The sequence below is a fragment of the Geodermatophilus obscurus genome, assembly GCF_900115395.1.
GTDB classification, from domain to species: Bacteria; Actinomycetota; Actinomycetes; order Mycobacteriales; family Geodermatophilaceae; genus Geodermatophilus; species Geodermatophilus obscurus_B.
Genome location: NZ_FOWE01000005.1, coordinates 237,486 through 251,734 on the forward strand (window position 1 = coordinate 237,486; position 14,249 = coordinate 251,734).

Here is a 14,249-nt window from a genome sequence, read left to right on the forward strand (position 1 = left end):
CGCGGGGACCGCGCGGCGCCCGCGCGAGGACGCCATGACCGCACCCGCTCCACGCCCGCCGTCGCCCTGGCCGGGCTCCCGCCACGAGACCGTGCACCGCTGGCAGCTCGACGACGTCGGCTCGCTGGCCGAGGCCGTCGAGCGGCTGACCGCACTGGCCGCCGAGCTGCGGGCCGCGCACGCCGCCGGCTGGGCGCCGGCCCGACCCATGCGCGACGGCCACCTGCTCGCCACCCGCCCCTCGCGCCGCGAACGGGCCCGCGGCGACGTCGTCGTCCCGCTCGGGGCGGGAGAGGCCCCGCCGCTGCCGCGGTGGCGGGTCCGCGTGGTCGACGAGCCGCTGACGCCGGGTGACGAGGTGCTCGACCTCGCCGCGGTCCCGTCCACGGTGGTGGTGGCCTGGGCGGACGGGGCGCCGCGGCAGGTGGCCGGGCCCGCCGCCGACCTGTCCCTGCTCGGCGAGCTGGGGCGCCAGGTCGCTGCGGCCGAGGCGGCCGGCCGGCGGTGGGCGGTCGTGCCCGCCCGCGTCGGCCCCGTCCACGACCTGGTGGCCGAGGGCAGCGCGCTGCGGGTGCACGGGATGGTAGGCGGAGCGCTGGTCCGCACGGTCGAGGCGCTGACCTTCCGGCACGCCGCCGACCGCGCCGCCACGCTGGCCGACGCCGCGGCCGCCTACGAGCGGCTCGCCGGGGCCGCCGCCACGATGGCCGCGGCCGGTGGGCGACTGACCGACTCCGACGACGGCCTGCTGCACGTCCGGTACGGCCGCTGATGTAGGTGCACCGCGGCGCCGACGGGGCGGTCCTGCACTCCGCCGTCTTCGGCCGGGAGGACGGGCCGACGCTGCTCGTGCTGGCCGGAGGTGCCGCCGCCCACCCGCGGTACCTGGGGGACCTGGCCGGCCTGGGGGAGCGGTACCGGCTGGTGGTGCCGCACCTGCGGGGGGTGGGCCGCTCCGCGGAGGCGCCGCCGACCTCGCGGTGGGACCAGGCCGACGACCTCGACCGGCTGCGGGCGTCGCTCGGGCTCACCCGCTGCGCGGTCGTGGCGCACTCCGCGGGCACCCGCCTGGCGATCGCCTTCGCGGCCCGCTACCCCCAGCGGACGTCCGCCCTCGTGCTGGTGGCACCGCCCGCCGAGTACCTGGTCGACGTGCCCTCCGACGTCCCCGCGCTGGTCGCGGCCCACGCGGGGGAGCCGGCGGTCGCGGCGGCGGTCGAGGCGCTCCAGGCGGGGCCCGACCTCACCGACGACGACACCTTCACCGCCTGGCGGCTGCGGGCCGCGCCGCTCGGCTACGCCCGCTGGGACGCGACGACGCAGGCCCACGCGCGGGGGATGCGCTACTCCCTGGCGGCCGCGCGGGCGTTCATGGCGGGGGAGACGCCGGCGGACCTGGGTGAGCGGCTGCGCGCGGTCACCGCGCCGACCCTCGTGGTCGCGGGGGCGCAGGACGCCTCCGCCGGGGGCGCGCCGGTGCTCGCGGTGGCCGGGCTGTTCCCCCGCGGGGAGAGCGCCGTCGTCGAGGGCAGCGGCCACTTCCCGTGGGTGGAGCGTCCCGATGCGTTCCGCGCCGTCGTGGACCCGTTTGTCGCGCGCACCGTGCACCCGCCGGTGTGAGCACCGGTCAGAAGGGCGGCGGGTCGTGGTCCGGGTCGGTCTGTGGTGGCCCGGCCGCCTCGGGTGGCGGGTCGGGTGCCGCCGGTGGTGGTCGCATGCCCGGTGGGCGGGTCGTGCTGGTGATGCCGGACGGTGTGGTGACGGTGAGGATCCCGTCGGCGTCCATGGTGAAGCGCCAGCCGCGGGCGAAGGTCTTGAGCCGGTGGTGGCTGCGGCACAGGCAGCAGAGGTTGGCGCAGTCGGTCGGGCCACCTGCGGCGTGCGGGATGACGTGGTCGGTGTCGGCCCAGCCGACGCGTTGGCCGCAGGTGGGGAAGCGGCAGGTGCGGTCGCGGGTGCGCACGAACGCCTGCTGGGCCGGCGAGGGGGTGTAGCGGTCGACCCGGCCGGGCCGGTCGAGCACCGGGCAGCCACAGCCGGTGTCGGTGTCGCCGGCTGGGTGGTCGGGGCAGCCGCGGGCGGCGAGCCGGCGCAGCCGGTCGAGGGTGCCGGTGGCGCGCAGGGCGCCGTCGCCGTCGGTGACCGCCACCGTGACCGACGGGCCGTCGGGGGTCTGCAGGCCGAGGGCGTCGAGCCGGGCGAGCAGGTCGCGCAGGTGCGCGGCGGTGACCGGCAGCCCGTTGACCGCACCGCACCCGGTCGAGGACCCGGCCAGCGAGGCGAGGGTGGCGGTGAGCTGCAGGTGCGCGGTGACCGGCGGGCGGCTGTCGTCCCAGGGGCGCAGGATCAGGTCGGCGACCACCTGGGTGCGCAGCTGCCCGATCGGGCGGGGATCGCCGTCGGCCTTGAGCATCGCCGCGAGTGCGTCGATGACCGCGTGGCAGGCCGCGGCCACCTCCGCGGGCAGGTCGGCGGTCAGCTGGGCCATCCCCTCGTCGGGGGAGGGATCGAGGCGGACGTCGGCGTGGCGCTGCGCCTGCGCCCGGCGGCGCCCGGCCGAGTCAGGGTCCAACTCCAGCAGCAGCTCCAGCGCCCGCTTCCTCAGCCTCCCCGCGGTCAGCTGCACGGCCTCGGGCAGCAGCCGCGCCTCCACCCGCCGCGCCAGCCCCGGGTCGGCGTACTCCAAGACCTCGACCAGGATCCGCGCCCGGTACTCGTCCAGGTCCCCGGCGGCCAGCGCCGCCCACGTGGCGGGCAGGCTCTCCCGCAACGTCCAGGCTCGGTGGGCCAGCTTCGCCGCCGCCACCCGGCCGCAGTTGAGCACCAACGCCAGCTCGGCGGGAAAGAACTCCGACACCCCCGGGCAGCTCGGTATCGGGCTTCCACGACCGCGCACCAGGCGTGCCGGGCGGCGGGTCGTCGCAGTCGGGGCGGAGCTCGGCCAGCCGCAGCACCAGCTCCGCCTCGTAGGCGGCCTCCATCGCCCGCCGTGCCTGCACCCGGGCCAGCTCGGCGGCCACCTGGTCGTCCGACAGCAGCTCCACCGGCAACCGAGACACCCGCACCGGCCGCGCCACCAGCGCACCGGCCAGCGCACCCTCGAGGCGCGACCCGCGGACGGCGACCTCCTGCACGACACCCAACCTACGCACGGGATACGACAGAAACCGCAGGTCAGAACGGTGGAGTCGAAGACCGCCCGCCCACTGCGCGCAGCGCACCGACGGTGGGAGTGCACCGTCGCGCACTCGGTCGCCGGACCGTCGCACCGGGACCGGCAGGGACCGCAGCCCGAACGGGGTGTGCAGGTCTCACAGCCGGGAGGTGTCGACGGCGACCTCGGCGGTCACCACGTCGCCGTCGTCCTTGCCCCGCCGGATCCGCGCCGGGACGGGCAACAGCCAGCCGCCCCGGCTGTCCCGCCAGACGCTCGTCGTCCAGGTCCGGCCGTCGACCGTGGCGGTCACCGGCACGCGACCGAAGGAACCTGCCCTGTCGGGTGCGTGCTCGTCCGGGACGGGGGCGAACACCCAGCTCGCCGCACCGGGCCAGCGCACGAGCGTCGCGTCGAAGGGGGTCACGGGCGCACCCTGCCCCACGGGTGCGACATCCCCCGGCGACGGGTCAGGGAGTGGTGAGCGCCGTCAGCACGTCGCGTGTCCGCGTCCACAGCAGCGCACCGGCCTCCCCGTCGAGCACCGTGCGCCGCACGTCGGGGATGCGGGTGGCCAGCGCGGCGCCGAGGTCGGGGGAGTGGACGGTGCTGGTGTCGCCGGCGCCGTACCAGAGGTGGACCGGGACGGCGATCTCCTCGGCGGGCACCGGCCAGGGGCCCAGGGCGGTGACCAGGTCGCGGGCGTAGCCGGCGGCGCCCTGCGCGAAGCCGTCGGTGAGGGCGGCCCGGACGGCGGCGCCGAGACCGGTCCCCTCGTACCGTTCCCGGTCGACCGGCGCGGCGGTGGCCAGGATGACGCCCCACAGCCAGTCGGCGTCCGCGACCCGGGTGATCTCCCGCTCGAAGCCCGCCGGGTCGGCCTCGACGGCGTCGAGCATGCCGGCCACCTCCGGCACCAGGAGGTGCCGCTGGGCGCGGAGGTCGTCCTGCCCGGCGACCAGGGCGACGGCGTCGAGGAGGCCCGCTCCGGCCAGCGCCACCGCGAAGGGGGCACCCTGGGAGAAGCCGACGCCGAGCACGGAGCGCAGGCCCAGCCGGTCGACGAGGCACCGCACGTCGCCGGCCCACGAGGCGTACGTCTTGCCCGGGTCGGGGGAGGAGCGTCCCAGCCCCGGCCGGTCGAGGGCGAGGAGGCGCAGGCCGAGCTCGGCCAGGACGTCGGTGCCGAACCCGAGGACACCGCTCATCCCGGCGCCGGGCGCGAAGAGGACGGGGCGTCCGTCCGGGAGGCCCCACTCGGTCCAGGCGAGGTCGCGCCCGTCGGGGAGTCGCACCGACCGCGCGATCCCGTCCCTCCCCGCAGCCGGCCCGTCCACGATGTCCTCCCGCTGCGTCGTCCGCCCGTCCCGCCCGATCGTCGCAGGGTGCAGTATCTGCTCGCCGAGCCGGACGGATCTGTCGTCGTTTGGGCTTGAGGCGGACGCGGGCCTGGGACGACAGCGCAGTCCGTGACGGGCGTGACGACGCGTCGGACGGGCCTCCGGCGCCGGCCGGGACCGTCCTCGCGGCTGTGTCACCGTCCTCGCCGTGCCCGCCTCCCGCCCCCGGACCGCCCGGTGACCGGCCTCGTGCCGGCGCTCGTGGTGGCCGGCGCGGCGCTGGCCGGCGCGGTCGTCGGCCACCTCGTCGACCGCGCGGCGGCCCGCTTCCCGTGGCCGCGCCCGGCGACCGTCGGCGCCGTCCTCGGCGGCGGTGGGGGAGCGGCGCCCCGGGGCCTCCTGGAGGTCGCGACGGCGGCGCTGTTCGTGCTCGCCGCGCTGCGCTTCGGCCCGACGGCGGAGCTGCCGGCCTGGCTGTGGTTCGTGGCGGCGGGCGTCCTGCTCAGCGTCATCGACCTGCGCGAGCGGCTGCTGCCCAACCGGGTGCTGCTGCCGGCCACGGTCGGCGCGCTGCTGCTGCTCACCGTGGCCGCGGCCGCCGGCGACCGCTGGGACGACCTGCTGCGCGCCGTGCTCGCCGGAGCCGCGGCCTTCGGGGCGCTGCTGGTCATGGCACTGGTCTCCCCGGCCGGGATGGGCATGGGCGACGTCAAGCTGGCCGGCCTGCTCGGGCTGCTGCTCGGCTGGCTCGGGTGGCCGGTCGTGGTCACCGGCCTGCTCCTGGGCTTCGTCATCCAGGCCGTCCTCGGGTTGGCCCTGATGGCGCTGCGGCGGGCCGGTCGGGACACCGAGCTGCCCTTCGGCCCGGCGCTGGCCGGAGGCGCGCTGGCCGCGGCGGTGCTCGCCGGCACCTGGCACGGGCCACTGTGAGGCCCTGCGGCCGATCACGGTGCGTCATCTCGGCTCCCTGAGCTGCCTCGTCCGGCGGAACGGCGTCGCCTGATCCGGCGAAGGGTGCTCAAGCTCGGCTCTCCCGGGCCCGACATCCCTGACGTCCGCCGCGACGCCGGGTCGACCGACCCCGGCCGGACGGCACCGTGTCCCAGGGAGTCCCCGTGCTGAACCTGCTCGCCAACCCGATCGCCGCCGTCGCCACGCTCTACGCCTTCGCCGAGGAGCGTCTCAAGAGCGAGAAGGGCGCCACCGCCGTCGAGTACGGCCTCATGGTCGGCCTCATCGCCGTCGTGATCATCACCGTCGTCGCCACCCTCGGTGAGCAGCTGGGGGCCCTGTTCCAGGACGTCAGCGACGAGCTGCCGGCCGCTCCCTGACCGACCCCGTTCCCCCGCACCGGCGCAGCGGCCCCATCCGGGGCCGCTGCGCCGCGGTGCACCCGACGAGCCGTACCCCCGGAGGTGAGCACGGATGTGGAGACGACTGCAGGACCAGCGTGGTGCGGCAGCGGTGGAGTTCGCCTTCATCGTCCCGCTGCTCGTCCTCCTCGTCCTCGGCATCGCCGAGTTCGGGCACGCCTTCCAGGTGCAGGGCACGCTCTCGGCCGCCGCCCGTGAGGGCGCCCGCGTCATGGCCCTGCAGAACGACCCGGCCGCGGCCCGCGCCGCCGTCCGCGATGCCGCCCCGACGCTCGACCCCGCGGTCACGAACGCGCAGATCACCGTGACTCCGGCCGCCTGTCCCACGACGGACGCGACGGCCTCCAACGTGCGCGTGACCGTCGAGTACCCGATGCCGTTCCTCACCGACTTCTTCGGCGCCGGCATCACCCTGACCGGGACGGGGGTCATGCGGTGCAACGGCTGAGCTCTCGCACCCGGCGCCGGCTCGCCGGCGAGCGCGGCGCCACCGCGGTGCTCCTGTCCCTCCTGCTCGTGCCGGTCCTCGGCTTCACCGCCGTCGCGGTCGACATCGGAGCCCTGTACGCGGAGCGCGCCAAGCTCCAGGTCGCGGCCGACGCCGCGGCGCTGGCCGTGGCCGCCGACTGCGCCAGGGGCGCCTGCGGCGACATGCAGGCGACCGCCCAGGGCATGGTCGACGCCAACCTCGGCGACGCCACCGCCGCCCCGCCGGTCCTCGCGTCGAACCCCAACCGCGTCACCGTCTCCGGCCGTACGCCGCGGGAGCACTGGTTCGCTCCGGTCATCGGGCACGACGCCACCGAGGTCTCGGCCACCGCCACGGTGGCCTGGGGCGGCCCGAGCGGGGGCACCGCCGTCCTGCCGCTCACCTTCTCCTGGTGCGAGTTCGAGCAGCAGACCGGCGGTGGGCTGCCCTCGGGCACGATCCAGCGGACCATCTACCTGACCAAGTCCTCCACCACGATCCGGGACTGCACCGGCCCGTCGGACAACGTCGTTCCGGGCGGCTTCGGCTACCTGGTCAGCGACCCCGGTGACTGCCGCGCGTCGAGCGCCCGCGACGAGCGCTCGACGTCCTCCACCGGCAACACCCCGCCGTCCGAGTGTTCGGCCGCCGACTTCGCCTCCTGGGTGGGGAGGACGGTGCTGCTGCCGATCTTCGACGAGTTCGGCGGCACGGGCAGCCACGCCTGGTACCGCGTCTACGGCTACGCCGCGTTCCGGCTGACCGGCTACCACCTGGGCGGTCACTTCAGCACCACGCCTCGACCGTGCGGCGGCAGCGAGCGCTGCGTCACCGGGTACTTCACGCGCTTCGTCGATCTCGGCGAGGCCTTCGACTACGACTCCGGCGCACCCCAGATGGGCGCCTGGGTCCTCCGACTCGTCCGATAGGGGCTCCCGTGAGACGACGACTGCTCGCCGCCACCGTGGCGCTGCTCCTCGCCGCCGCCGGCGCCGTGGTGCTGCTGGCCTACGTGCGCGGCGCCGACGCCCGCGCCCTGGCCGGCACGCGCACCGTGGACGTCCTCGTGGTCGACCAGGCCATCCCCGAGGGGACGCCGGGCGAGGAGGTCGCCGACCTCGTCCGCACCGAGCGGCTCCCGGCCAAGGCCGCCGTCGAGGGCGGGATCACCGACCTCGCCCAGCTCGCCGGGCAGGTCGCCACCGCCGACCTGCAGCCCGGCGAGCAGCTGCTGGCCGTACGCTTCGCCGCCCCCGAGGACCTCGCCGTGCCCGGCACCGTCCCCCCGCCCCCGGGCGCGTCGGAGGTCAGCATCCTGCTCGAGCCGCAGCGCGCCGTCGGCGGCCGGCTGGCGGCCGGTGACGAGATCGGGGTCTACGTCTCGATGAAGCTGGAGAACGAGGCCGGCAAGACCGTCGGCACTACCCACGCGACCCTGCACGGCGCGCTGGTGACCCAGGTCCAGGGCGCACCGGCACCGGCGGGTGAGGACGTCGACACCGAGACGGTCTCCTCGGGCGGGGCCGCGCCGACGGGCAGCCTGCTGGTCACCGTGGCCCTGCCCGCACGGGACGCCGAGCTGGTCGTCTTCGGCATGGAGCACGGCACCGTGTGGCTGACCCTCGAGCCCGAGGGCGCCGACCTGGACGACACACGGATCGTCACCCAGGGCAACGTCTACGGGGACCTCTCCGGCCTGGGCACCGTCTACGGGGAGTCGGAGTGAGCCGCGTGGTGCTCGGCGCGGCGGGCGAGGAGCTCGTCCTGCGCGTGAAGGAGGCGACCGACGGCGACGTGTACGTCCTGCCGCCGGGCCGGCTGCCCGCCGATCCGGCGCGGCTGTTCGAGCAGCTGGTCGACGGCGAGCTGCCCGAGGTCCTGCTGGTCGGCCCGCAGGCGGCGTCGCAGGAGGTGTTCGGCCTGGCCGCGCGCCTGGACGTGCAGTGCCCCGGCATCACCGTCGTCCTGGTCGCCGACCCGACCCCGGAGATCTGGCAGGAGGCCATGCGCGCCGGGGTCCGCGACCTCCTGCCGCCGACCGCGGACGCCGGTGCCATCCGCGCCGCCGTGGAGCGCGCCGGCTCGGCCGCGGCCGAGCGGCGGCGGGTGCTGCGGCCGGTCGAGGAGACCGCCCGGTACACCGGGCGGGTCATCACCGTGGCCTCTCCCAAGGGCGGCGTCGGCAAGACGACGGTGGCCTCGAACCTGGCCATCGGGCTCACCGAGACCGCACCGCAGTCGACCGTGCTGGTCGACCTCGACGTCCAGTTCGGCGACGTCGCCTCGGCGCTGGGCCTGGTGCCCGAGTACGTGCTGCCCGACGTCGCCCACGGTCCCGCGGCCGAGGACACCATGGTCCTCAAGACCTTCCTCACCCAGCACCCCAGCGGCCTGTACGCCGTGTGCGGGGCGGACTCGCCGGCCGCCGGCGACACCGTGACGGCGGCCGACGTCACCCGGCTGCTCACCTCGCTGGCCCGCGAGTTCCGCTACGTCGTCGTCGACACCGCGCCGGGGCTCTCCGAGCAGACACTGGCCGCCCTCGACCGCGCCACGGACGTCGTGATGCTCAGCAGCATGGACGTCCCCGGCGTCCGCGGGCTGCGCAAGGAGCTCGACGTGCTGCGCGAGCTGTGCATGATCCCGGCCGGCCGGCACGTGGTCATGAACTTCGCCGACGCCAAGGGCGGTCTGTCGGTGCGCGACGTCGAGACCGCCATCGGGACCGGGGTGGACGTCGTCGTCCCGCGCTCGGCGGCGGTGCCGGCGTCGACCAACCAGGGCGTGCCGATCGTCGCCGGCAGCCGCCGCGACCCCGCGGCCAAGGAGCTGCGCCGGCTCGTGGCCCGCTTCGCCGCCACCCCCATCGTCCGGCCCGGCCGCTACCGGGCCAAGCACCGGGCGGCGTCGTGACCTCCGCCTCGATGCACCGGGCGGCATCGTGAACCTGGCCTCCCGTCTCGCCGCCGCCCAGGGCCGGCACTCCGCCCCCGAGGCGGCCACGTCGGCGTCGGTCCCGCTGCCCCGGCCCGTGGCGCGCACCGTGACCCCGGCGCTGCCGTCGCCGCCGCCCACCCCGCCCACCGACGCCCTCGCCCGGCTCAAGGACCGGGTGGCGAAGGCGCTCTTCGAGCGCATGGGCAACCGGATGAACGACCCGTCGCTGTCCGAGGAGCAGCTGCGCACCCTCGTGCTCGGCGAGCTCGACCAGGTGGTCGAGGAGGAGCGGGTCCCGCTCTCGGCCGAGGAGCGGGCGCGGCTGACCGCCGAGCTGGCCGACGACGTCCTCGGCTACGGCCCGCTGCAGCGGCTGCTCGACGACCCGAGCGTCACGGAGATCATGTGCAACGGCCCGGACGCGGTCTACGTCGAGCAGGAGGGCCGGCTGGTCCGCACCGGCACCCGGTTCACCTCCGAGGAGCACCTGCGCCGGGTCATCGACCGGATCGTCTCCCGGGTGGGACGGCGGATCGACGAGTCCTCGCCGCTGGTCGACGCCCGTCTCGCCGACGGCTCCCGTGTCAACGCGATCATCCCGCCCCTGGCCTTCAGCGGCTCGACGCTGACCATCCGCAAGTTCGCCAAGGACCCGTTCACCGTCGACGACCTGATCGGCTTCGGCACCCTCACCCCGGAGATGGCCGAGCTGCTGCACGCCTGCGTCGAGGCGCGGCTCAACGTCATCGTCTCCGGCGGCACCGGCACCGGGAAGACGACGCTGCTCAACGTGCTGTCCTCCTTCATCCCCGAGGGCGAGCGGATCGTCACCATCGAGGACGCCGTCGAGCTGCAGCTGCAGCAGGACCACGTGGTCCGGCTGGAGTCGCGGCCGCCCAACATCGAGGGCAGGGGCGCGATCACCATCCGCGACCTGGTGCGCAACAGCCTGCGCATGCGGCCCGACCGGATCGTGGTCGGTGAGTGCCGCGGCGGGGAGTCGCTGGACATGCTCCAGGCGATGAACACCGGACACGACGGCTCCCTGTCGACGGTGCACGCCAACTCGCCGCGCGACGCGATCGCCCGGCTGGAGACCCTCGTGCTCATGGCCGGCATGGACCTGCCGCTGCGGGCGATCCGCGAGCAGATCGCCTCGGCGGTCGACCTCGTCGTCCAGCTGACCCGGCTGCGCGACGGCACCCGGCGGGTCACCCACGTGACCGAGGTGCAGGGCATGGAGGGCGAGACGGTCACCCTGCAGGACGCCTTCCTCTTCGACTACTCGGCCGGGGTCGACGCCGCGGGCCGATTCCTCGGCAAGCCGGTGCCCACGGGCGTCCGGCCGCGGTTCACCGACCGCTTCGACGAGCTAGGCATCCGCGTCTCGCCGCGGGTCTTCGGCACCGTCGAGCCGCGGCGGGGGTGGGCCTGATGTCCCCCCTGCTGCTGGCCGCCGGGCTCCTCGCCGTCACTGGCGCGCTGCTGCTCCTGGCGCTCGCCGTCCTGCCGGCCGGGCCGCAGCGGGTGCCGCTGTCCCGGCTCGACCCCACGGTCGCCCCGCCGTCGTCCGCGCTCGCGGGGGCGTCGGCCGTGGCCGGTGCCGCCGTGGAGCGGGCGCTCGCCCGCCGGGGCCGGGTGGCCGCCGGCACCGCCGCGCTGGAACGGGCCGGGGTCGCGATGGCCCTGCCGGACCTCGTCCTGCTGGTGGGCCTGGCCAGCGTCGTCCTCGGCGCGCTCGGCTTCGTCGTCGGCGGGGTCCTGCTCGCCGTCGTGCTCGCCGCGCTGGCCCCCCTGGGCACGAAGGGGGCGCTCGCGTTCCGCCGCGGCCGGCGGCAGTCGGCCTTCGCCGACCAGCTCGACGACTCGCTGCAGCTCATGGCGTCGAGCCTGCGGGCCGGGCACAGCCTGCTGCGCGCGGTGGACGCCGTGTCCACCGAGGCCGCCGCCCCGACGTCGGAGGAGTTCGCCCGCATCGTCAACGAGACGCGGGTGGGCCGCGACCTCGCCGACGCCCTCGACGAGGTCGCCGAGCGGATGGCCAGCGACGACTTCCGGTGGGTCGCCCAGGCCATCGCCATCCACCGCGAGGTCGGCGGGAACCTGGCCGAGGTGCTCGACACCGTCGGGCACACCATCCGGGAGCGCAACGCGATCCGCCGCCAGGTCAAGGCGCTGGCGGCCGAGGGCAAGCTGTCGGCGGTCGTGCTGATGGCCCTGCCGTTCGGAATCGTCGGGTTCCTGGCGATCAGCAACCCGGGCTACCTGGCCGGCTTCACGGAGGGCCTGGCCGGTTACGTCATGGTCGCGGTCGCCGTCCTGCTGCTGCTCGTCGGCGGGCTGTGGCTCAAGAAGACCGTGGCGATCCGGTTCTGATGAGCGCCGTCCCGCCCCCCGTGCTGGCGGCCGCACTGGCCGTCGCCCTCGCCGTTCCCTTGCTGGGCTGGGCGCTGCTCGCCCGCCCGCAGGACGCCACCGCCCGCGCCCGCGCCAACCTGATCCGCGGCATGGAGCTGCCCACCGCCGCCCGGCCCCGGGCGGGGCTGCCGTCCCGGCTGGCCCGGGCTCTGACCCCGGCCGGCACCGTGGACCGGCTCAACCGGCTCGCCTCGTCGGCCGGCCGGCCCGCGGAGTGGCCGGTGCCCCGGCTCGTGGCCGCCAAGCTGGTGCTCGCCGCCGTCGCGGCGGTGCTGGCGCTGCTCGTGGTGACCGCCCGCCCCGGCCTGCTGACCGTCCTGATGGCCGTGGTCGTCACCGGCGTGGCCTACGTGCTCCCCGAGCTGCTGCTGTACAGCCGCGCGCAGGAGCGGCAGCAGGCGATCGCGCTCGAGCTGGCCGACACCCTCGATCAGATGACCATCGCGGTGGAGGCCGGGCTCGGGTTCGAGTCGGCGATGTCGCGGGCCGCGCGCAACGGCCGCGGCCCGCTGGCCGAGGAGCTGGTGCGGACCCTGCAGGACATCGGCGTGGGACAGCCGCGGCGGGAGGCCTACCTCGCGCTGGCCGAGCGCACCGGCGTGCCGGATCTCGCCCGCTTCATCCGCGCGGTGGTGCAGGCCGACGCGTACGGCGTCTCGATCGCCGACGTGCTGCGCACCCAGGCCGCCGAGATGCGGCTCAAGCGGCGGCAGCGCGCCGAGGAGAAGGCGATGCAGATCCCCGTCAAGGTCATCTTCCCGTTGATCCTGTGCATCCTGCCGACGCTGTTCATCGTGCTGCTGGGCCCGGCGGCCCTGGACATCGCGGCGACCTTCGGCGGCGGCTGACCGGCCGGACGCAGACGACGGCCGCGCACCCGGTGGGTGCGCGGCCGCCGCCGTGTGCGGGAGGGGTCAGGTGCCCTTGCGGTGGGTGCCGCTGGACCGCGGCTGGGCCGGGTTGGTCGGGTCGCCGTGCGAGGGGGCGTTGATCGCCGGGCCGGTGGTCGCCTCCGACACCTTGGACCCCGCCGCGGCGGGCACCGGGTCGTCCGCGGCCGGGGCCGCCGGGTCACCGCCGGAGGGCTGGGCGCCCTCGTGCAGCGACCGCAGCCGGTTCTGCATCGCGGTGACGACCTGCAGCCGGTCGGCGTGGGCGCGCTCGTAGTCCAGCAGCGTCTGCAGGCCGGTGGCGTCCAGCGTGCGGATGCGCGAGATCAGTCCCTGCACGGGCAGGTGGTCGTAGTCGGGCAGCGGCAGCTGGTCGTGCTCGGTCATGGGGCACCGCCTACCCCCGCCTCCGGGATCCGACACGGTGTGTGGCGGTCGGGTCGGTGGGTAGGCGGGCGGGCAGTGCGCGCCCCGCCGAGGGCGCCCTCCCGCACACGATCAGCACCGAGGAGTGGTCCCCACCCATGGACGTGTCCTTCCTGGCACCGGTCTTCGAGGCCCCAGGTCCCTACGCCACCGTCACGGCCGACGTCACCCACGTCACCGAGAACGCCGACACCGAGCTCGACCTCCGCGTCCGCGCGGTCGCCGAGAAGCTCACCGAGCAGGGCGCCCCGGAGGCCGTCGTCGAGGCGGTCCGGAGCCGGCTGCTCGAGGGCAACGACGGCGGCGAGGCGGGCACCATCCGTGGCCGCGCGGTGATCGTCGCCGCCGACGGCACGGTCGTCTTCGACTCCCAGCTCGGCGACGTCCCGCGCCAGGAGCTGGCCCAGTGGTCGCCGCAGCCGGAACTCCTCCCGGTGCTGCGCGCGCTGCCCGGCCGCATCCCGCACGTCGTCGTCCTCACCGACCGCGTCGGCGCCGACCTCACCCTCGCCACCCTCCCCGGTCACGCCGACGCGGAGGAGACGGTGGAGGGCGACAGCTACCAGATCCGCAAGTTCCAGGGCGGCGGCTGGGCGCACCACCGCTACCAGCACAACGCCGAGAACAAGTGGGTGCACAACGCCGACGACGTCGCCGAGCACATCGCCTCGGTCGTCCGCCGGGTGCACCCGCGCTTCGTCCTGCTCGCCGGCGACATGCGGGCCCGGCAGATCCTCACCGACCGCGCCAGCGCCCTGTGGTCGGACCTCATCGTGAACATGGACGAGGGCGGCCGCGCCGCCGGCGCCGACCGCGAACCCGTGGAGCGCAGGGCCGCCGAGCTGGTGGCCGAGCACGAGGCCCGCGACGAGGCCGAGGCCGTCGAGAAGATCGCCTCCGCCGGGGCCCACGGCCTGGCCGTCACCGGCACCGCCAACGTCGTCGAGGCGCTGCGCAAGGCGCAGGTGGAGACGCTCCTGCTCGCCGACCCCGCCGACGACGAGAAGCTGTTGGTGGGGGCCTCGCCGCTCGAGCTGGGCGTGGACCAGGGCGACATGGACGCCCTCGGGGTCCAGGAGGTCCACTCCGTGCCGGCCGAGACCGCGCTGCTGGCCGCCGCGGTCGCCAGCACCGCCGGGGTCGTCGTCGTGCCCCGCGCGGCCATGCCGGGCGACATCCCGGTGGCGGCGATCCTGCGCTACACCGACGACTCCACCCCGACCCCCCAGTGACGGAGACCGC

General features: G+C 75.9%; 16 protein-coding genes. 12 read left to right on the plus strand and 4 right to left on the minus strand.

What is annotated here, in order from left to right; all coding sequences use genetic code 11:
* The first annotated feature begins 34 nt into the window (after nucleotides 1-34).
* Nucleotides 35-772: a hypothetical protein gene (locus BM165_RS11735; RefSeq protein ID WP_075013724.1), complete on the plus strand. Its 738-nt coding sequence runs from the start codon at nucleotides 35-37 to the stop codon at nucleotides 770-772.
* Between the two features lie 5 nt (nucleotides 773-777).
* Nucleotides 778-1,620: an alpha/beta fold hydrolase gene (locus BM165_RS11740; protein WP_208976719.1), complete on the plus strand. Its 843-nt coding sequence runs from the start codon at nucleotides 778-780 to the stop codon at nucleotides 1,618-1,620.
* A 7-nt stretch (nucleotides 1,621-1,627) separates the two neighbouring features.
* Here BM165_RS11740 and BM165_RS11745 read toward each other — a convergent pair whose 3' ends face one another.
* From BM165_RS11745 to BM165_RS11755, 3 genes are all read right to left on the minus strand, one after another.
* Complete coding sequence (locus tag BM165_RS11745; protein ID WP_244274177.1) at nucleotides 1,628-2,857, minus strand: HNH endonuclease signature motif containing protein; 1,230 nt, start codon at nucleotides 2,855-2,857, stop codon at nucleotides 1,628-1,630.
* A 454-nt stretch (nucleotides 2,858-3,311) separates the two neighbouring features.
* The gene (locus tag BM165_RS11750) at nucleotides 3,312-3,581 is read right to left on the minus strand and encodes a DUF1905 domain-containing protein (RefSeq protein ID WP_075013878.1); all 270 of its coding nucleotides are present in this window, start codon (nucleotides 3,579-3,581) and stop codon (nucleotides 3,312-3,314) included.
* Between the two features lie 43 nt (nucleotides 3,582-3,624).
* Nucleotides 3,625-4,449, minus strand: a complete 825-nt coding sequence (locus BM165_RS11755; RefSeq protein WP_075013879.1) for an alpha/beta fold hydrolase — start codon at nucleotides 4,447-4,449, stop codon at nucleotides 3,625-3,627.
* A 282-nt stretch (nucleotides 4,450-4,731) separates the two neighbouring features.
* Between BM165_RS11755 and BM165_RS11760 the strand changes: the two genes are divergently transcribed.
* From BM165_RS11760 to BM165_RS11800, 9 genes are all read left to right on the plus strand, one after another.
* Nucleotides 4,732-5,424: a prepilin peptidase gene (locus tag BM165_RS11760; protein ID WP_244274178.1), complete on the plus strand. Its 693-nt coding sequence runs from the start codon at nucleotides 4,732-4,734 to the stop codon at nucleotides 5,422-5,424.
* Between the two features lie 185 nt (nucleotides 5,425-5,609).
* Complete coding sequence (locus tag BM165_RS11765) at nucleotides 5,610-5,825, plus strand: Flp family type IVb pilin (RefSeq protein ID WP_083427276.1); 216 nt, start codon at nucleotides 5,610-5,612, stop codon at nucleotides 5,823-5,825.
* A gap of 94 nt (nucleotides 5,826-5,919) precedes the next feature.
* Nucleotides 5,920-6,315 (plus strand): TadE/TadG family type IV pilus assembly protein, encoded by a 396-nt coding sequence (locus tag BM165_RS11770; RefSeq protein ID WP_075013725.1) that lies wholly within the window; start codon nucleotides 5,920-5,922, stop codon nucleotides 6,313-6,315.
* Nucleotides 6,303-7,265 carry a pilus assembly protein TadG-related protein gene (locus tag BM165_RS11775; RefSeq protein ID WP_075013726.1) on the plus strand — a complete coding sequence of 321 codons (963 nt, stop codon included), beginning with the start codon at nucleotides 6,303-6,305 and terminating at the stop codon, nucleotides 7,263-7,265. Before BM165_RS11770 ends, BM165_RS11775 begins: the two co-directional genes overlap by 13 nt.
* A gap of 8 nt (nucleotides 7,266-7,273) precedes the next feature.
* Nucleotides 7,274-8,062 carry a Flp pilus assembly protein CpaB gene (cpaB, locus tag BM165_RS11780; protein WP_075013727.1) on the plus strand — a complete coding sequence of 263 codons (789 nt, stop codon included), beginning with the start codon at nucleotides 7,274-7,276 and terminating at the stop codon, nucleotides 8,060-8,062.
* Nucleotides 8,059-9,249 (plus strand): CpaE/TadZ family protein, encoded by a 1,191-nt coding sequence (locus tag BM165_RS11785; RefSeq protein WP_075013728.1) that lies wholly within the window; start codon nucleotides 8,059-8,061, stop codon nucleotides 9,247-9,249. The genes cpaB and BM165_RS11785 overlap by 4 nt, the downstream gene beginning before the upstream one ends.
* Before the next feature lie 28 nt (nucleotides 9,250-9,277).
* Nucleotides 9,278-10,708, plus strand: a complete 1,431-nt coding sequence (locus BM165_RS11790; RefSeq protein ID WP_075013729.1) for a TadA family conjugal transfer-associated ATPase — start codon at nucleotides 9,278-9,280, stop codon at nucleotides 10,706-10,708.
* The gene (locus tag BM165_RS11795) at nucleotides 10,708-11,649 is read left to right on the plus strand and encodes a type II secretion system F family protein (RefSeq protein WP_075013882.1); all 942 of its coding nucleotides are present in this window, start codon (nucleotides 10,708-10,710) and stop codon (nucleotides 11,647-11,649) included. Before BM165_RS11790 ends, BM165_RS11795 begins: the two co-directional genes overlap by 1 nt.
* Nucleotides 11,649-12,539 (plus strand): type II secretion system F family protein, encoded by an 891-nt coding sequence (locus BM165_RS11800; protein WP_075013730.1) that lies wholly within the window; start codon nucleotides 11,649-11,651, stop codon nucleotides 12,537-12,539. The genes BM165_RS11795 and BM165_RS11800 overlap by 1 nt, the downstream gene beginning before the upstream one ends.
* Before the next feature lie 66 nt (nucleotides 12,540-12,605).
* On the opposite strand, the gene BM165_RS11805 is transcribed toward BM165_RS11800, so the two are convergent.
* Nucleotides 12,606-12,968, minus strand: coding sequence for a DUF8129 domain-containing protein (locus BM165_RS11805; RefSeq protein WP_075013731.1), 363 nt, complete (start codon nucleotides 12,966-12,968; stop codon nucleotides 12,606-12,608).
* Nucleotides 12,969-13,105: 137 nt separating this feature from the next.
* Between BM165_RS11805 and BM165_RS11810 the strand changes: the two genes are divergently transcribed.
* Nucleotides 13,106-14,239, plus strand: a complete 1,134-nt coding sequence (locus BM165_RS11810) for a baeRF2 domain-containing protein (protein WP_075013732.1) — start codon at nucleotides 13,106-13,108, stop codon at nucleotides 14,237-14,239.
* The last annotated feature ends 10 nt before the right edge of the window (nucleotides 14,240-14,249 follow it).